This is a genomic window from Natronolimnobius sp. AArcel1, from assembly GCF_011043775.1.
In the GTDB taxonomy this organism is placed as follows: Archaea; Halobacteriota; Halobacteria; order Halobacteriales; family Natrialbaceae; genus Natronolimnobius.
Genome location: NZ_JAAKXY010000005.1, coordinates 415,702 through 432,971, shown reverse-complemented (window position 1 = coordinate 432,971; position 17,270 = coordinate 415,702). Strand labels below are relative to the sequence as shown.

Below are 17,270 nucleotides of genomic sequence, written 5' to 3'. Positions count from 1 at the left end.
TTGCCGATTGACAGAGACGTGACGATTCAGTCGATGATTTGTTTGGTATTCAGTTAGGAATGTCAGTTGACTACGAAGCAAGTCGAGAACTGACATATAATGAATATTTGACGTGATTTGGTAGTATGGGCGTGAAGTGTGTTGCTGATGGAATTTGGTGCCACCGATAGTCTCTGCAATGGCGTCCATTGTCCTCCTCAGATAATTACATATGTACTACTGTAATTCCATTTTGGATTGTGAATTTGCTCATGCGTAGTTGGCAGAATCGTGGTTATATCCAACACCGACTCTGCAGAATATATGCTACTATATGAATTTACACACCTATAGACTAGCCTGTTCAAAACGATACGGAAATCCACACCTATAATCTAGCCCCCGTCGTCGAGGAGTAACTCGAGTATGGTCTGTTGTGCACGTCGCAGGTGTTGGTACACAGTCGCTGGCGACACACCGAGGTCGGCTGCAAGTTCGTTTCCATCGGTCTGTCGTGGTGTCTCGAAGTATCCCGACCGATAAGCGAGCTCGAGTACATCTGCTTGTTTGTCGGTAAGCGCATCAAATGCGTCACTGGTGGGCACGGCGTGGGTTTCAGTAGTACTAATTCGCTTTGTCACCAGTTCGACGTCCGGAAACCGGTCGCGACTGTCCTCGAGCAGTTGTTGTGGGTCGTCTTTTGCAGACACCTCAACAATGACACGTCCAGTACCGTCAGCGAACGTTGCTGAACGCACCGCTGCGCCACCACGCTCGAGTGTCGCATTCAGCGTGGCAGTTGTTGTGTGACAGCGAAGGACCGTCTCACCAGCGCTTTGGTGGCGGCTTAGCCCAGTCACTGCAGGCGAGGCTGCCAATCGCTGCTGGACTGCGTCGATCGGTTCACCCTCGATGGCGAGATACTGGACCAGGCTGTCGTCACTTGGAACGATCCGAACAGACTCGAGACGACACTCGTGGCCATCAGTACACGCAGCGAGCGGATCTACCGGTCCAACTTCGAACTCGAGCTCGAGTCTGTCGTCCGACTGTAGCACGTCACGAGTGGTGACTGCTGCAATATCTAGCGCAATGCGTGTTCCAAGTGTGGTGAGGAGTTGCTGCTCCAGTTCCTCGAATGCGGTCGTACGGGTCGAGCTCAGACAGAGGACGCTATCCATTGTCGTTCCGTCTGCGATCGGAACGGCACAAACTGCATGGGTCCCGTGTACGGTAAACCGACCATCAGTGGTATCGTCCGCCGTTTCATCGTCGTCAACAGTTGGGTGGGGTCGTGACTGAACGGTTCGTGTCTCGTATGCGCGCTCGAACACGTCGGGGACGCCATCAGTAGTGAGTGACTCCTCGAGTGTTTGCTCATTGACGCCAGCAGCGCTACGAATGGATACGGTCCCATCTGACTGTTTTTGTCCTACCCACGCCGACGAGTACATCGGGGAGTCAGCGAGGGACTCACAGACGGCGCTTCGAATTGCTTGCGCGCTCGAGGCTGCAAGAACTGCGCCGTGAGCATCGGTACTAGTCTCGAGAAGGCGACGGGTTCGATCCAGCGAGTTTCGGTGATGTCGGAGTGTCGTCTCACGATCGATCTGTTCGGAGATATCGACATCGATGCCGATGAATCGGGCACGCTCGCCTGCTGCAGTCGTTACCGGGGCTACTGTTCGGGCCACCGGATAGGATTCGCCGTTTGCCCGTTGGTTGGTACTCTCACCGGACCAGATGGTTCCGTCACGGACAGTCGACCACAGTGCATCGAGTGTCTCGTCATCGTTTGACAGGAGCGACTCGAGCGTGGCTCCGATTGCGGTGTCGCGGTCGTAGCCGGTCGCCACTTCGAACTGGTCGTTGACGTACTCGATATCACCCGCTGTTGTCAGTGTGTATAGTGCGGCACCTGCCTGTTCGAAACCTTCTTTGAACGTCTGTAGCTCACGTTCTCGCGTTGAGCGGTTCGTGACGTCTTTGAGGACGACGATGGCTCGCTCGAGTTGCCCGTCGGTATCGAAAAGCGGTGCTGCATCGACCGAGACCCACAGTCTGGATCCGTCCTGTTGCTCGAGTCCGAGTTCCAGTTCGTTGATCGGTGATTCAGTTTCGAGGACGCGACTGATTGGCCGCTGGTCCGGTGCAAGCACAGACCCAGTGCGATCCAGGACTGTCATATCGAACTCCGTGTAGACCGACGAGAGTAGTTCTTGCTCTGCTGTTTCGAGCATCTCTGCTGCACGCGCGTTCGTGCGAACGACAGTACCGTCCGGGTCGACGACGACGATTCCGACGGGGGCCGACTCGAACAGCTGGCCGAGAATCGAGCGTTCTGCCCGCAGTCTCTGTTCGGTTCGTTTCCGCTCGACAAACGAGCCAAGATTTTCGGCAACCGTTTCGACGATCCGGCTCAGCCGGTCATCAACGGGTCGCGTTTCGGTAAGATAGAACACGAGGACGGCCTCGAGTCGATCTTCGGCGATGATCGGAACCCCGTAGGCTGCGTTGAGATCTGCCTGCTCGGCAGCGTCAGTTCGGAGGTACTGTTCTGGTGGCAAGGCTGCGACGTCGTCGATCCATTCGGTATGCAGGCTCTCCCATACTCGTCCTGGGAGTCCCTCGTCGCGCGCAAACGTTGTCTCGCGTGAGATCTGTTTGAACTCATCGAAGCCTTCCTTGAATGTATACGATGAGTCATGACGTAACCTCGTTCGATCCTCGTTTGGGACCCACACTTCGCCGTAGGCCCACTCTGTGAGTGCACAGACTTCAGAGAGTACAGCCTGCAGTCCATCTGAGACGGTTTCAGCGGCTGCAATCGCCTGGCTGATATCGTAGAATAACTGGCTCCCCTGATCCAACTGCGCTGGGTTTTCGCGCGTGTTCGATCCGTCAGTGCCATCCATACCACTGCGTTGGAGTGCACTACGGAATAGGTTAGTGGGTTTCCCTTTCTAGTCGGGCCAGGCACTCTTGATGTGTCCTCTATAGTAACAACTGCAACTAGTTACACACTGATCGCACAGTCGTCGTGCGATCAGGTGTGCAGTGACTTGCAGTGGCTACTATATTACGATCGGTGTTCCCATCGGTCTGGAAGAACCCTGTTGGTATACAATTTCGGTGCTCGTAGCGAACGTATGGTGTCTGATCAGCGTCAGTCTCCGTCTTCATCATCTTCAGCGACAGCGACGCCACTGCAGGCGACGATTGCGGTCGAGCCAGGACCAACGGTAGGCTGTGCCCTTCTCTCACAAACCCACCATGCCGTAGCTGTGTCACAGAATCGCGCACCCGATGGTACGTGTCGTGGAACAGCGACTGTCTGTGAGGACGGTGACCGTGAATCACTGTACGTCACACAGGAAACACCGGAAACCTGTATTTGTGCAGTTTTGGACGCATTTGAGTGTGTCTACAGTATCGACGCTGTTGAGAACGGAGCACTCATCATCACGGTCACAATCACAGAGCGAGCACTGCTTTCGGACCTCATTGAGGCGGTTACAGACAGTGGTGCATCGGTCACGCTTCGCCACCTCACTCGGTTCAGTGATGAGGGCACGGAAACAACTGAACTCGACACCTCTGTGATCACGTCCAAGCAATGGACCGCCATCGAACTCGCTGTCGAACTCGGCTACTACGATCAGCCTCGAGAAATCACACTGACTGACTTAGCCGATCGCCTCGAGATTACCGAATCTGCTGTTTCACAGCGACTGAATGCAGTCGAATCAAAACTCATTGTGTCACTTGTCGATCGTGCCGACCCTGACTCGGCTAGCTTGACTCAGTGAGTTCCGCCCGAAGTTCGGTCGCGATACGCCCAATTAACGTTGACTCAGCCCCTCGGAGTCGCTGTGAAACTGCCGAACGTGAGACCGAGAGTTCGTTTGCAATATCCTCGAGATTGGCTTCTCGCGGGCTTTCGTAGTAGCCTAGCTCCTGTGCCAACTCGAGTGCTTCCCATTGTTTGACCGTAATGGCGTCAGTGTCGATTGTAACAGTGTCTGCTGTTGGGGGTGAGATACGAAGGCTTTCGGGGTGAACCGTTGCATCGTGTTGTTCCAGACAGCGAACGAACTCCTGGGCAGTATCGATCTCTGAGACGACCATCGATACTTTCACAGAGTCGACCGATGTGCCTTCAATAACGGATTCAGGGTTGGTGTCGGTGTCGTCAGTACTCATTGGTGGACCCTCCAGCGTGTTGGAGTCGGATGTGACCGTTGTTCGAACGCCGCGTGCCGCGGCCAATCGCATCTAGATGGCTGAAATGCACGGCTCATATCAGAATGTTGGTGTGGAATCAGATACACCTGACGCTACATATTACAGGTGTTTATATACAGACACAGAATCGGCGAGCGGTGTTCGTATCTATAGTAACAACTGAAACTGTTTACACACCAATCGCATAGCCGTCATGCGATTGGGTGTGCACTGACTGTCAGTGGCTACTATAGCTGATGGACTGAAACGTGTCGTTTTCTCGTGGCTCATGCCAGAATATGTCCATCTCAGACCTCTCGTAGTTACTGCAAATCAGTGGTCACCTGATCGCCAGGCGGATGATGATCAATGCGCCACTCGTTTCAGTTGTCATGTTGTCACCAGTCAGATTGATTTGAATTCTGTGGAGCATACGGCAACCTGCAACTGTTGATGAACCGTAGCCTCCAACTTTCTGCCGATCTCTCGCTATCGAATACTGTTCTGCCTCTCGAGACGTTCGTACTATGTGAGGGTAGTTGACTATTGCAAGGTGGGTCCACCGAGCCACTCTACAGCCAAGGGCTCGCCACTGCCTGGCCCATGGTGGGTTGATGAACGCTGATCTCGCTCATTGATGAGTAGTACTGGCTGTCCGCTGTGTCCCTAAACCAAACAGGTTGTTTGATATATCGCTTGAATCAGTAGGGACCACTATTATAATGACTTCTTATCTTCTCAAACTTCTAGCGGAACACGATCTCTTTGCGACGTATTTTCCCTCGACGGCGATCACTCGCTAAACGGCACTTGTGAGAAACAGTGGCTCAAGTTCAGAGACAAACGACACGGAATTTCGCAAAGGCCCAGATCATGTCTCTGTACCGATACTATGGCGTACTTCCTCGCTTTCAAACTATGTCTGCACCGTTTACGCCACAACTGCTGAGCAGTGGCTCAAATCATTGCGTTTACATAGACTCAACGACTCTGGAGGCGACCAATTCAGTGTGTGAGTGCCATCATCTCGAGACTGGAGCGTTGTGAGGCTTCTCCGACCAAAGGGATGGGCCGGACAGACGGTCGAGTGGTATCCGCCCACCAAAGGACAGCTCACGACTCGTCTGTGAACTCGAGAGAGGAAATCGCCTTACTCGAGAAAGACGTGTCGTGGCCGATCCGCTAAGATATCACGCCCGTAATCGACAGTTTCAGCGAAGGCATCTGAGCCGAAGAACGTCATTGCATCCGCTTTCGAGTCCCACTGGCTTGAGATGAACATATCCTGTTCGTCTTCGACGTTGACGAGCAGTGTTGAATCGTGATGACCGTCCATCTCCTCGAGTTGGGAACCGACATCTTCGAATGTACCGACGAAATCGTCTCGATGCTCGGGGACGACGGTATAGAATAGTCCCATCGTTCCGAAACCGGACTCGCGTTCGCGCTCAACAACAGCTGGCAGTTCTGAGAGGAAGCCGGCTGCCGTTTCTGCCGCGGAAGCGGTCTCCCAAAGTGAGACAACAGCCGATTGCGTATCTCCCTCATAGACGGCGGTTTTGACGTGGGTTTCGTAGTGCTCGAAGTTTGGTCGAAGGGCCTCGATTTCGTCGAACAGCGTCTCTGGCGACGCCGTGCTGTAGATCACTGTTGCGTGTACGTCTTCGCCGTGGGGCTGACCTGCGTAAATATTCTGTGCTGCCAGTTCGTCACGGATCAAGGCAGCATCAGCGTCGGCTCCCTCCGTTTTTATCGTCTCGCTGGGATGACCTGTGTGTCTGTCTGATTCGTCGCTCTGGCCACCGATTGCGTCGCTGTTGGCACCGTGTTGTGAGCGCTCCGAGTCTGCTTGCTCATCGTCGGTCGGAACTGTCTGTCCCGCAAAGAACGCTGCCAGGTCGGCTGGTGGGAATCGACGACCGGAATAAAAATACGGAAAGTCCCCGTACTTCGCCGAAGCTTCGTCAAATCGCATCTCGTAGACGATGTCCTTGAGCGAAACTGGATCGTCCGCAAACAGCGTGATTCCCCATTCGTGGCTATCTAACCCGACAGAGTTAGAGACGACCTGTGACACCTCACCAGCGTATTGTTTCCCGATTGCACCGTGACTCTCCATCAACTCGGCTCGCTCTTCAAAGGGCAATGTATACCAGTTTTCGTGCTCCCCGCGACGCTTGTTCATCGGGTAGAAACACATGTACTCGTCGGCTGGGATCGACGGCTTAAGCTTCCGATCGATGTACTGTTGCAGTCCAGGGCTGACTTCCTCATCGGCAAAATAGTCATCGGACACGTAGCCCGACACTTCCGTCATCGCGACGTATGAGGCGCTTCGACTTGTGTACTGTCCAAGCCCCGTTCGCTCGAACTGGCGCTCGAGTGCAGAGAGCTCATCTAGTGTCGGCCGGAGGTGCATGACCAGCAAATCGGCCTCATGTCCGAGTACTGTAAATACAGCTGACTCCCCATCTGGGGCATCGTCAACAGCTTCACAGGACTCGAGAAAGGAGATGCCGGACTCGAGTGCATGCGTGCGTTCATGGGCGGTCGCTGTTTGCCACGCGTCCCACTCGATCGTCCGGAAATCGTGGAGCACGTACCACCCTTCGTCCGTTTCAGGTGGCGTTACCATTCGTTCGTTGTCGTGGCTCATATTTCGACTGTAGGATATTCGGTACTTCGATGTTGTGGTGATTCCCACCGTCACGGGACAGCCTGTCTCCATCCACCCCTAGAGCAGACTCTCTCGAGTCGGTGACGAGAATAGGTAGGTCGACATATAAAAACCCGTCATATAGGGGATTACATAGGTATGCCCGTAAATGAATTTCTGCGTGCCAATATAAACATGCATACTGAATAATATTGGCTGTTTGACCATACGCTCCTATCGCGTGGAAGTCACCGTATATGTTTTACCGACTGGGTCTGTATCGTCAGCTATGCGCTCGTATGAACGAGTTCCAATTACAGCCCTCAGGCGGGTGTTCCAAAGCCGGATTCCAGCGGTTGGGACACTTGCCTTTGGACTTGTATCGTTAGGACTCATCTTTGGCTACGCCTCAGATTCGATGTACGGTGTTGACCATGGTATTAACCTCATTGCATACTGGCACATCCCGCTTGCACTTGTCGGTGGGCTGGCCCTTACCGTCACGTTCCTTGGGTGCGTTCTCTATCTCGTGACTGGCACCAGATTCTGGGAGCGTCTGGCTCACGGCTCCGCTGAACTCGGGTTCATTTTTGCGACACTGACCCTCGTGACTGGCAGTGCATGGGGACGCGTAATCTGGAATACCTGGTGGGACTGGTCTGATATCCGGCTCGTCACCTTCCTGTTCGTGTGGTTTATCTACGCAGGCTACCTGATCATTTACTCGAGTGCCGGCGGAACGGCGAAGGTCTCCCGGCTTGCGTCGGTGTATGGTGTTGTTGGCTTCATTACGGTCCCAATATCGTATGCCTCAACCCGGCTTTGGACAGCACGGCTTCATGCCCCTTCAATTGGAAATCCCGACGCCGAGGCTGCGATTTCAGCAGAGGTTCTGGTTGTCTCACTGCTTGCACTGTTGTTCCTGTACATCTACTTCCTCGGGAGTCGGATCCGAATGCGAGAGCTATCAGCTCGCGTCAACGCAGCGAAGACGCGGATGCGGAGAGAAACCTACAACACCTCGGGGGGTGACTGAGTACTATGGAATATCTACTGCTTGCCGGCTACGGTGCGATATTCATCGCACTCGTTGTGTACGTCTTTCACCTTCGAAGCCAGCTTACCGAACTCGAGCAACGATTCGAAGACGTCGTCCGTGAGTCCGATATCGACTCCCTCGAGGGAGACGACTGAAACGCACTCCAAGAAACTCGTTCTCAAACAGTGGCGTCCTGTCATATGGGCGCGCCGTCGCTGACGAACACAGCCTTGTTAGTGGCTAGTTGGCGTTGAGTGTCCGATGCGCCCAGCCAGTGGCCCCATCGGGGAATGGATCACTGCGTTCAGCAGGCTGTTCCGTTCCCTCGCCATCGATGGTTCGAGCGTACATATCGAACTCATCGCCGTCGTAATCGTTCGGATCGAATTCGAACATCCATTGTCTCGTCGTATCTGGGTCTGGTAACTCCTCGCTGAGCGTTGCGCCCTCCCACGTGTCGCCTCCGTCAAGCGACACCTCAACGCTGTCGACGCCGCGAGCGCCAGCGTAGGCGTGGCCGGTCACCTGAATCTGCCCGTCTGGGCGGTTAATCTGATCGATTTTCGTGACGGCGTTTACTGACCCCATTCCACTCCATCCACGCTCTTCCCAGTAACCGCCTTCTTCGTCGTCAATAATTTCAATATCCGTGAGCCACTTGACGTGGAGTTTGCCCCACCGATCCGGTACGAGCATGCGAACCGGATAGCCGTGTTCAACAGGCAATTCACGGCCGTTCATCCCGTAGGCCAGCGTGGACTCTTCGAGATCCGAGAGCGGAATCGAGTAAAAGTACTCATCAGCCCCAGTTAGCAACGCATACTCACCTTCAGGGCCAGCGTGCTCGAGCACATCTCCAAGCTTGACACCGGTCCAGACGGCAGTATCGAGTTGTTCGCCATCGATATCGTCGCTCAGACAGCGGATTGCCTTGTACTCGTGGACGGTCTCCTCTTCACGAATTTCGTCATAGGTGAGTTCGGTTTCTGTTTCGACTAACCCTGTGATGGACAGCGACCAGGAGTCAGTAGCAATTGTTGGTGGGCTTGGATTAATGTCGACGGTGTAGAACGCACCGATCTCGGAAATGAGTGGCTTGAGCCCATCTGCCTCGAGTGCTGCGTCGTCGGCCGTCGACAGGAGGACCTCTGCTCCTGCTCGTTCGGCCTGTTCCTGGAGTTGACTTTCGGCGCGTTGGGTCTGCTCTCTACGGACGAGCCCAATTGCGTGAGCAGCTACGTTGAACGCCACAACGCCCCCAAGTGCAGTCACGACCGTTCGTCGTTCGGTACTGAATCCAGTGTTCGTCTCGGGAATATGCAGGAATCCTGCTGCAATCACGCCACCGATGACGACAGACCCGAGGACTGGACTGGCTTCGCCAACGATGAGAAATGCCGGAACGAAGACTGCAGCCATCGCGCCTACGGTTCCAACAAGCCACTGATACGCGGGTGCCACTCGCTGCCCGATGAGGTACCCAGCGACCGCGGCACCTCCCAAGATAATCGATAGGACACCGCCGGAGAACACGAGGCTCAGTCCAAGCGCCTGGTCACCGAATTGTTGGATGACCGCGGCGACGAACTGGCCCGGAAGATACTCCAAGAGAAGTTGGTTGAACGACGAAACGAGAAACTGCTGGCCCGTCGCGTAGATGGCAAACGACGTTGCAACAGCTGAGACGCCACTGGCGATCAATCCAGCGATGAGTAGTCGTTGTCTCGCGATCATACGTGGCTCACCTCTATAAGATAGACTCCGGTCTCGAGTAACAACAGCTCGTCTCTGTCGTCCTCGTAGCACTCTCCCATACCACTACTCAGGCGCCAGCGAAGTTAAACACCCGACTCGTTATCCGCGACTGGGAACGACCATCAGTGCTGATTCAGCCTGATGAATTCTCGTCATACTCTGTCTCCGATTCGTTCGTTTCGTACAGGGTGTCACCCTCGAAGCCGTCCACATCTGGGTGCGCACTGTGGTTGGACTCGTTCCCGTCCGGATGTTCCCCTTCGTGGGCGCGCACCGTAAGGTCAGATGCTTCCAGTTCATTCCCGTCATAGTGGCCTTCAGCAACGACAATTCGTCCATCGGACATTGTTTCTGGCATCTCGCCGTCGTAGCTCGCCGCCGTCGTGTGGTTCTCATCGATGACGTCAAATGTGAGCACCTCGTCGTCCTCGAGCGAAACAGCACGGCCCTCGAGTTTGACCAACTCTTCGTCGTAGTCATCTGATTCCGATAGCTCCGTCGGCGTGACGAACTCCGCCGACGAACTCATCGTCGTCATCACTAGGATCGACAGCAAGACGAGGATACCCACGCCACCAACGAGTAGTTTCACCTTCCGGTCCATTACGTATTCCACCTTTCGAGTCCCAGCATCAAATCATTGTCCTTGTTCCCACCGTCTGGTAGTGAGTTAGTCATATAAGTAGCCGCCAGCCCAGTCTCCCGATATGCAACGCACCCGTCGTCAGCTATGTGTCTCGAGCGCCGTGGTCGGCAGTGCCCTTGTCAGTGGCTGTCTCGGTGGTATTCGCGAGTCGACACCCGACGATTCAGTGACCGATACTGATGGCTGGACATGGACAGGCTCGCTTCCCGTCTCGTCTCTCCAGCAGTACCATGACGCAGACTGTGGGTGTTGTGATGACTACGTTGCCTATCTCGAGGCCCACGGGTTCGATGTTAGTGTCGACCTCGTCGACGACATTGCTGCAGTCAAGACCGATCTCGAAATTCCGAACGAGGTGAGAAGTTGTCATACGACCGTTGTCGGTGAGTATCTCGTTGAGGGTCACGTTCCACTCGAGGCAGTTGAGGCACTCTTTGATGACGAACCGTCTGTTCTTGGCATTTCAATTCCAGGGATGCCACAGCATGCCCCAGGGATGGGTGAGCCGACAGCGGACCCTCTGGACATCTATACGTTCGATGGGGATGGGACTACTGAAGCGTATATGACGCTCTAGGCCAGTATCGTCTCAAACGATGTGGTCGTGCTCACAGCGCAGACAGCATAATCCGATCGAGTTCGAATAGTAATGCAAGTCCGCTGGCCACCAACACGACACCGACAACTCGGCGGAGGATATCGGGCCGTTCGAGGACCCCGATCCGAGCAGCGATTGACCGACCACCAAGTTTGCTTCCGTAGGCAACGGCCAACAGTGGCAGCGAAAAGCCGATGCCGTAGACGAACAGTAACAGCCCACTCTCGAGTGCAGCACCCGTCACAGCCCCGTAAGCGAGCACTGCGCCGAGGACGGGGCCAACACATGGGAGCCAGATAACGCCGAGTAAGAGCCCGAGTGAGAACGCAGATGCGAGTGGATGTGTTTGCTCGTCAAACACCGATGCCTGCTGTGAAGCGACGCCTGCGAGCTTTGAAGCGTAGTTCGAGTACGTTCGGTGCAAGTCTTCGTCGATCATCACTGCCCCAAACGCGATAATCGTGAGAAACGCAGGGACTCGTAACGTCTCCGGTGAGATCGCACCAAGTGAGCCAACGGCGACGCCGATCGCCGTAAACGACAGAAGACTCCCGGCAACGATCGCAACTGGTCGTGCACGGTGGCCAACGCTTCCGGAGAGCAACGGCGGTAACAGCGGGAGACAGCACGGTGTCAGTATCGTGGCGACGCCTGCAAGCAGGACGACAGTCAGCGTCGGAACCTCCATCAATTGCATGTTGGGAATTACAATGCTTAAGTCATGCGTCCGCTAACTTTCAGTCAATGGTCTTCCTCTCTGTGAGCGGCGTATCGAAGCACTTCGGTGCGCATATCGGCGTCGATGACGTCTCTTTCGAACTCGAGGCAGGCGAGACGGCCGTGCTGTTTGGAGCGAACGGTGCCGGGAAAACAACGCTCCTGCGGATGCTTGCGTCATTATCGCGGCCAACCGAGGGTGAGATCACAATTGCTGGTGATCCACTCATTGGCAGTGCGGCTGTCCGCGCTCGGATCGGCGTTGTAACCCACGAGACGATGCTCTATGAGGAACTCACCGCTCGTGAGAACCTCCGTCTTCACGCTCGGCTCCATGGGGTCGACACCACACGCTGTGATGACCTCCTCGAGACTGTCGGGTTAGCCGACCGCGGCGGCGAACGTGTCGCCGGCTTCTCGCATGGAATGAGCAAACGCGTCTCGCTGGCTCGAGCGCTCATCCATGATCCGGATCTGCTGTTGTTTGATGAACCGTACACCGGACTCGATCAGGCATCCCTCCAACGGATTGCAGGTGTCCTCGAGTCACTCGAGGACAGAGCAGTGATCGTCTCGACGCACGACCTCGAGCGTGGCTATCGGCTTGCTGATCGCGTTCTCTTCTTACGAAACGGTCGACTCGTCGGTGACAGCAGAGCTAGTGAACTTGCCTCGAGTGAGGCGCTCATCGAACGGTACGACGAGTACTGTCGCGAGACCGTTTCCATGGGCCGACAGGGACACCCCGGTGTCTCCCAATGACCCGGCACTACTTTCGCGTCGTCTATGAAGTTGCACGAAAGGATCTCCTTGTCGAATCACGGAGCAAACAGACGCTGAACGCAGCGTTCGTGTTTTCACTGTTAATCATCGTTGTCTTCTCGTTTGTCTTCGGCGAAGCCGTTGGCTCTCGAGAGGTCCTTGCTCGTGGCGCGCTCTGGTTGGCCGTCGTTTTTGGTGGCGCAGTTGGGATGAGCCATGCTGTGGCACTTGAGGGAAAAAACGAGGCGATCAGTGGGTTGTTGTTGGCTCCTGTTGATCGGTCGGCGATCTATCTTGGAAAAGTGGTGAGCACTGCGGTTCTCATTGTTGCGATTGGAACGCTGAGTCTGGCGTTTGTCGTGGTGTTTCTCGATTATACGTTCGCACTCGACGCGCTGCCAGCGCTGCTTGGAACCATTGTGCTCGCAGCGATTGGGTTCAGTGCTGTCGGCGTCTTACTCTCGATTCTTATGCTTCACTCTCAGCTACAGGAATCGTTGCTCCCAGTATTGCTCGTTCCGCTCGTCATCCCGATTATTCTGGCCGGCACAGAGCTCACACAACCGTCGCTCCCAAACGAGATGGCGCGGGCCTGGTTCCGAGTCTTGGTCGTTTACGACGCGCTCGTGGTAGTTGCTGGCTGGATGACGTTCGAGTATATCGTAGAAGGGTAAGCAACGACGCCGTCGCGGTTACGACTTTCTTCGATGGTCCGCAACAGTGAGAGCGGTGATTCCGAGCAGCATCAACGTCACACCGGTCCAGATCTGATTGGCCAGTGGATACGTCTCGATAGAGATCGATGCACCACCTTCGTCAACCTGCCCAACGACGTACGTATCGCCAGTGATCCCTCGCTCAATGAGCGCGTCGTTGGTGTTCATTTCTGCGCGGAGATACTCTTGTTCTGCCATCGACCCCTGTGCAACTTGCGTGTCTCCTTCGTAGACGGTGACATCAATTTCGTGCGAAACCATCCGTGGCTCGTGGACATCTGTCGGTGGGTCCTCGAGTGACCCCATGTTCTGGCTGTCAGTATACACGTATGCGGCTGCCTCACTATCCAAGGAATCACCCGAGAAAACGGTTCCACGTGCGATTACCTCGGTGCCGATATCAAACGATGCCGATCCATCGGAACTGGCGAGCCAGACATCGCTTTCATCGAGTTGAGCAACAGCCGTATTCTCGATTGTTTCCGTATCGGTGATCTCTCCCCTGACAAGTGAGACGTCCTCACTCACCTCGAGTACTGCTGCAGGTGATCGAGCGGCATCCTCGATTGATGGCTCCTCGACTGACTCGTAGTTCGACACCTCGATAGTGTACTCCGAATCTGGGACGTCCTCAACGATGGGTTCGCCGCCGTTTGCCGTCTCGCCGACGCCGACGACGGCAACGGACGCACTCGTCGTAAACAGGTAGACAAACGAGACGGCGACGATCATGATTGCAGCGCCGACGTGTAAGAGCACGATACCGGTCTCTCGCAGTTTGAACGCTCGAGAGGGGACGCCTCGGATGCGAGAGACGTATCGGACGGTCCACGAGCCAGCGAAAAACGCAGCTGGGGGCACGATAGAGAGAACGCTTGCGTTCCCGACGAGCCGATAGACAAGCGGATCGTGAGGGTTTGGGCTGGCCAGGTACCAATTTGCAGACGGTGTGATGAACGCAGCAAGCAGTGTCACGATGGCGACGGCAGCCGTTGCGGCGATTGCAAGGCGTCGTCGACGAAGATCGAGCAATGCATACAGTCCACCAGCAAGTAAGCCAAAGACAACGACGGGGTAGCTCCAGAGGTTATAGTGATCCTGACCGACGCTGACTTCGACACCTGTCGCGGCGTGACGAAGCACCGGAAACGACAGCCCCCAGATAGAGATAAACGCAAGGACGGCAAACGAGAGCACGGCTCCGTGATAGACGGTCCGGTGGCTCAGCCATGTCTCCGTTGCTGGGCGACGAGTTTCATCTTCACTCTTGAACAGCCAGTACGCTAACGGAAGGGCAAGCGCTAAGGTTCCTGTGACAGCGAGCAAAAACAGGATGCCCGTTCCGATACCGCCGGCTGCAAAGGAGTGAACGCTCCGAAAGACGCCGCTGCGGACAACCGTCGTTGCAAAGATGACGAGTGGGAAGATTAACGCTGCGGAGGCGGGCGCAAAGATTGCGTACTCACCGGTTTTCTCGTAGCGGTTGATTGCATGCAGCGACGCTGTGAGCGCGAGCCACGGAATCAACACAGCCGTTTCAACTGGGTCCCACGACCAGAACCCACCCCAGCCGAGAACGCCGTAGGCCCAGATGCCTCCAAAGACGATAGACGCGGTAAGCAGTAGCCAGGAGATCCGAAGCCACTGGATCATGCTGTGTATCCACTGGTCGAACACGCTTTCTTCGCCGCGAAACAGCGAGACGAAGTGTGTAATACCGAGTGCGAACGGGACGATCAACAGCGCATAGGCAGCAAACGTAATCGGTGGATGAATAGCCATCCACGGATCGACGAGCAGCGGATTTAATCCGTCACCATCGGGTGGGACGAACCCCGACGGCGTATCGGGGAACGCGGTCTCGATCGGGGTAAACGGACTCTGCGAGACGAGCATGATTGAAAAGATGGCTACAATACCAAGTGAGATCGACTGCACGAGTCGAGAACCACGTCCTCGAAACCGACTCGAGTAGACAGTCCAGGTCGCGACAACAGCTGTCAGCGTTGCCCAGAACAGGATCGAGCCCTCGTGGTTTGCATAGACGCCCGTGATACGGTACAGGAGTGAGAGATAGTCTGCCGTATTCTGCCAGACGTACGCATACGTGTAGTCCCCAACAACAAATAGATACGTCAGATAGCCGTGGGCAACGACGAGCGACAGTGTCGAGATTCCTGCTGCAGCACGTGTGAGCCGTTGAAAATCATCACTATTGGTAAGATACCGATACAGCAACAGCACTGCCGCGACGGAGCTGGCAAACGCTGCGAGTGCAATTAATAGCGTCCCGATTGTCAGTGATTCTGGACTCATTGGTCATCGACTCCGCTCTCGAGTTCCGACAGGAACTGGTCCTGCTCAGTATAGCCGCCGAGCCGAGAGATTTCTTGTTCATCAGCGGTCATCAGTACGTGTTGTGGGGGATAGTTCGCTTCGTGTTCGGCTGCAAGACTCATTCCGGGGCCCGGGTCATCGAGATTGATCGCGAGAAGGACATACTCATCGAGGACATCTCTGACATCCTCGTCCTGATAGTGTTCGTCCTCGTAGTTCTGGCAGTACGTACACCAGGTCGTCCAGTAGTAGACGAGCACGGGTTTATCCTCTTGCTGTGCGAGTGCCAGTGCCTCATCCGGGTCTTCATGCCACTCGAGGCCGCCCTGGTAGGTGTAGTCGTGATCGCTCAAGACGGGAGCGGTATTCATCGAGTAGTAGCCGAACCCCAGTACAGCGATAAGTACAACTATCGTTAGAAGTTTCCGTGGGGTCATTTGTGACGTACGTCGTAATTTCGAGCGCCTGCTGAAAGCATTGTCGTTCGGAAAACGGGGGCAGTCCCCGTGGCGTTGTCTGAGACCGATTCGTTACTCGTTGAGTCTGCGACTGTATCCGATCAGGACTGCTGCTGTGGCGATTGCAAAGGCAATCACTGCGGTTCCAAGCGTCAGTCCGGGAATGTCGTCGTCTCCTTCCTCGTCAGTGCCGTCGTCTCGCTCTTCTTCGATGTCTTCGAACTCGGTGTCAGCATCCATTGGGACCATCGACTCGCCACTTGGGTTCGGCAGTCGTGGCATCTCCTGGTCGGGGTACTCGCCGGTCAGGCTGGTGAGGAACGCAGCGATGTCCTCAACTTCTTCATCCGATGGATCCTCATCGAGGTTACATGCCGACATCACACGGATGGATTCCTCGAGGTCAGGAACCTGTCCGGTGTGCATGTACGGTGCCGTATGCTCGACGTTACGGAGCGTTGGCACCTTATACATGAACTCATCAGCTTCGTCGTCAGTGACGTCCATGCGACCCGGGTGGTCCATCAAGTCGTACTCGTCGATGTACTGCTCACACTCAGCGTTGTCCTCGTGGACAGGGTGTGCCTGGTAGACGCCCTCTCCCGATTCTGGTTCATCCCACTGACCGCTGAACATCGGTCCAGAGTGACAGCTCTGACAGCCGAGTTCTTGGAACGACTCCATACCAGCCAGTTGTTGGTCGTCGAGTGCATCAGCATCCCCTTCGACGTACTGGTCGTAGGAACTGTTCGGCGTGACGAGCGTTCGCTCGTAGGCCGCGATTGCATCGGTCGTGTGTTCTAGGTTGACGAGTTCTTCGGGGTCGTCAACGTCGACATCGTCCCCGTAGACGTCGTCGTACTGTTCGACGTAGTCATCAACGGCGCGGACCCGATCAAGTGCAGCCTCGTGATCAGGCATCCCCATTTCAACATCTGCAACGATCGGCCCTTCAGCCTGTTCGGCTAACGTGTCGGCACGACCATCCCAGAATTGCGTGTGGTGGAATCCGGAGTTCCAGACAGTTGGTGAGGAAACCGGTCCAGTCTCACCGTGGACACCCATCGCAACAGGGCGACTGTCATCGCCACCCTCCATCACGTTGTGGCAGGTGTTACACGAAATTGTCCCTGTCTCCGAAATTCGTGGGTCAAAATACAGTTGTTCACCAAGCGCTATCTTCTCTTCCGTATCGTCTTCCTGCTGGATGTACTCGTATCCCGGATGGGACTCGTCGGTCGGTGGCTCGACCGGCAACTCATCCGTCTCGTTGGCATCTTGGGCATTCACAGCACCCACACCAATGAGTAACAGGACACTGATAAGTACGGTCAGCAGTATCCAGTGTCGTCTTCTACCCATACACTCAGCGCTTCCTCCGTT

The 17,270-nt window shown here is 55.3% G+C and carries 15 protein-coding genes; 6 read left to right on the top strand and 9 right to left on the bottom strand.

What is annotated here, in order from left to right; translation table 11 throughout:
• Nucleotides 1–374: 374 nt before the first annotated feature.
• Complete coding sequence (locus G6M89_RS17080) at nt 375–2,894, bottom strand: PAS domain S-box protein (protein WP_165163085.1); 2,520 nt, start codon at nt 2,892–2,894, stop codon at nt 375–377.
• A gap of 234 nt (nt 2,895–3,128) precedes the next feature.
• Here G6M89_RS17080 and G6M89_RS17075 point away from each other — a divergent pair, with 234 nt between their 5' ends.
• Nucleotides 3,129–3,788, top strand: a complete 660-nt coding sequence (locus tag G6M89_RS17075; RefSeq protein WP_206335600.1) for a helix-turn-helix domain-containing protein — start codon at nt 3,129–3,131, stop codon at nt 3,786–3,788.
• On the opposite strand, the gene G6M89_RS17070 is transcribed toward G6M89_RS17075, so the two are convergent.
• Both G6M89_RS17070 and G6M89_RS17065 read right to left on the bottom strand, forming a co-directional pair.
• Nucleotides 3,772–4,182 (bottom strand): helix-turn-helix domain-containing protein, encoded by a 411-nt coding sequence (locus G6M89_RS17070; RefSeq protein ID WP_241175388.1) that lies wholly within the window; start codon nt 4,180–4,182, stop codon nt 3,772–3,774. The two genes, G6M89_RS17075 and G6M89_RS17070, sit on opposite strands and share 17 nt — an antisense overlap.
• A gap of 1,171 nt (nt 4,183–5,353) precedes the next feature.
• Entirely contained in the window at nt 5,354–6,838 is a 1,485-nt protein-coding gene (locus G6M89_RS17065; RefSeq protein WP_165163213.1) for a heme-binding protein, read from the bottom strand.
• Nucleotides 6,839–7,148: 310 nt separating this feature from the next.
• On the opposite strand from G6M89_RS17065, the gene G6M89_RS17060 reads away from it, so the two are divergent.
• Together G6M89_RS17060 and G6M89_RS17055 are read left to right on the top strand one after the other, a co-directional pair.
• A complete protein-coding gene (locus tag G6M89_RS17060) occupies nt 7,149–7,895 on the top strand; it encodes a cytochrome c biogenesis protein (protein ID WP_165163082.1) in 747 nt (248 codons plus the stop codon).
• Nucleotides 7,896–7,900: 5 nt separating this feature from the next.
• On the top strand, nt 7,901–8,053 hold the full coding sequence (locus G6M89_RS17055; RefSeq protein ID WP_165163081.1) for a CcmD family protein: 153 nt from the start codon (nt 7,901–7,903) through the stop codon (nt 8,051–8,053).
• Between the two features lie 85 nt (nt 8,054–8,138).
• Here the strand turns inward: G6M89_RS17055 and G6M89_RS17050 are convergent, their stop codons facing one another.
• Together G6M89_RS17050 and G6M89_RS17045 are read right to left on the bottom strand one after the other, a co-directional pair.
• Nucleotides 8,139–9,632 (bottom strand): molybdopterin-dependent oxidoreductase, encoded by a 1,494-nt coding sequence (locus G6M89_RS17050; RefSeq protein ID WP_165163080.1) that lies wholly within the window; start codon nt 9,630–9,632, stop codon nt 8,139–8,141.
• Nucleotides 9,633–9,786: 154 nt separating this feature from the next.
• A complete protein-coding gene (locus tag G6M89_RS17045; protein ID WP_165163079.1) occupies nt 9,787–10,257 on the bottom strand; it encodes a cytochrome c maturation protein CcmE in 471 nt (156 codons plus the stop codon).
• A 103-nt stretch (nt 10,258–10,360) separates the two neighbouring features.
• Between G6M89_RS17045 and G6M89_RS17040 the strand changes: the two genes are divergently transcribed.
• Nucleotides 10,361–10,876 (top strand): DUF411 domain-containing protein, encoded by a 516-nt coding sequence (locus G6M89_RS17040; protein ID WP_165163078.1) that lies wholly within the window; start codon nt 10,361–10,363, stop codon nt 10,874–10,876.
• Nucleotides 10,877–10,907: 31 nt separating this feature from the next.
• Here G6M89_RS17040 and G6M89_RS17035 read toward each other — a convergent pair whose 3' ends face one another.
• On the bottom strand, nt 10,908–11,585 hold the full coding sequence (locus G6M89_RS17035) for a cytochrome c biogenesis CcdA family protein (RefSeq protein ID WP_165163077.1): 678 nt from the start codon (nt 11,583–11,585) through the stop codon (nt 10,908–10,910).
• A gap of 56 nt (nt 11,586–11,641) precedes the next feature.
• On the opposite strand from G6M89_RS17035, the gene G6M89_RS17030 reads away from it, so the two are divergent.
• A complete protein-coding gene (locus G6M89_RS17030) occupies nt 11,642–12,376 on the top strand; it encodes an ABC transporter ATP-binding protein (RefSeq protein ID WP_165163076.1) in 735 nt (244 codons plus the stop codon).
• Nucleotides 12,373–13,050 carry a heme exporter protein CcmB gene (locus G6M89_RS17025; protein WP_165163075.1) on the top strand — a complete coding sequence of 226 codons (678 nt, stop codon included), beginning with the start codon at nt 12,373–12,375 and terminating at the stop codon, nt 13,048–13,050. The genes G6M89_RS17030 and G6M89_RS17025 overlap by 4 nt, the downstream gene beginning before the upstream one ends.
• A gap of 18 nt (nt 13,051–13,068) precedes the next feature.
• Here G6M89_RS17025 and ccsA read toward each other — a convergent pair whose 3' ends face one another.
• From ccsA to G6M89_RS17010, 3 genes are all read right to left on the bottom strand, one after another.
• Nucleotides 13,069–15,408 carry a cytochrome c biogenesis protein CcsA gene (gene ccsA, locus G6M89_RS17020; RefSeq protein ID WP_165163074.1) on the bottom strand — a complete coding sequence of 780 codons (2,340 nt, stop codon included), beginning with the start codon at nt 15,406–15,408 and terminating at the stop codon, nt 13,069–13,071.
• A complete protein-coding gene (locus G6M89_RS17015) occupies nt 15,405–15,866 on the bottom strand; it encodes a thioredoxin family protein (protein ID WP_165163073.1) in 462 nt (153 codons plus the stop codon). Before G6M89_RS17015 ends, ccsA begins: the two co-directional genes overlap by 4 nt.
• A gap of 93 nt (nt 15,867–15,959) precedes the next feature.
• A complete protein-coding gene (locus G6M89_RS17010) occupies nt 15,960–17,249 on the bottom strand; it encodes a cytochrome-c peroxidase (RefSeq protein WP_165163072.1) in 1,290 nt (429 codons plus the stop codon).
• Nucleotides 17,250–17,270 lie beyond the last annotated feature (21 nt).

What these genes read in the sequence shown, in the direction of transcription:
- G6M89_RS17065 (WP_165163213.1), bottom strand. Translation starts at nt 6,838, where the DNA reads ATGGTAACGCCACCTGAAACGGACGAAGGGTGGTACGTGCTCCACGAT.
- ccsA (WP_165163074.1), bottom strand. Translation starts at nt 15,408, where the DNA reads ATGAGTCCAGAATCACTGACAATCGGGACGCTATTAATTGCACTCGCA.
- G6M89_RS17075 (WP_206335600.1), top strand. Translation starts at nt 3,129, where the DNA reads ATGGTGTCTGATCAGCGTCAGTCTCCGTCTTCATCATCTTCAGCGACA.
- G6M89_RS17060 (WP_165163082.1), top strand. Translation starts at nt 7,149, where the DNA reads ATGCGCTCGTATGAACGAGTTCCAATTACAGCCCTCAGGCGGGTGTTC.
- G6M89_RS17050 (WP_165163080.1), bottom strand. Translation starts at nt 9,632, where the DNA reads ATGATCGCGAGACAACGACTACTCATCGCTGGATTGATCGCCAGTGGC.
- G6M89_RS17035 (WP_165163077.1), bottom strand. Translation starts at nt 11,585, where the DNA reads ATGGAGGTTCCGACGCTGACTGTCGTCCTGCTTGCAGGCGTCGCCACG.
- G6M89_RS17055 (WP_165163081.1), top strand. Translation starts at nt 7,901, where the DNA reads ATGGAATATCTACTGCTTGCCGGCTACGGTGCGATATTCATCGCACTC.
- G6M89_RS17015 (WP_165163073.1), bottom strand. Translation starts at nt 15,866, where the DNA reads ATGACCCCACGGAAACTTCTAACGATAGTTGTACTTATCGCTGTACTG.
- G6M89_RS17010 (WP_165163072.1), bottom strand. Translation starts at nt 17,249, where the DNA reads ATGGGTAGAAGACGACACTGGATACTGCTGACCGTACTTATCAGTGTC.
- G6M89_RS17025 (WP_165163075.1), top strand. Translation starts at nt 12,373, where the DNA reads ATGACCCGGCACTACTTTCGCGTCGTCTATGAAGTTGCACGAAAGGAT.
- G6M89_RS17070 (WP_241175388.1), bottom strand. Translation starts at nt 4,182, where the DNA reads ATGAGTACTGACGACACCGACACCAACCCTGAATCCGTTATTGAAGGC.
- G6M89_RS17030 (WP_165163076.1), top strand. Translation starts at nt 11,642, where the DNA reads ATGGTCTTCCTCTCTGTGAGCGGCGTATCGAAGCACTTCGGTGCGCAT.
- G6M89_RS17045 (WP_165163079.1), bottom strand. Translation starts at nt 10,257, where the DNA reads ATGGACCGGAAGGTGAAACTACTCGTTGGTGGCGTGGGTATCCTCGTC.
- G6M89_RS17040 (WP_165163078.1), top strand. Translation starts at nt 10,361, where the DNA reads ATGCAACGCACCCGTCGTCAGCTATGTGTCTCGAGCGCCGTGGTCGGC.
- G6M89_RS17080 (WP_165163085.1), bottom strand. Translation starts at nt 2,894, where the DNA reads ATGGATGGCACTGACGGATCGAACACGCGCGAAAACCCAGCGCAGTTG.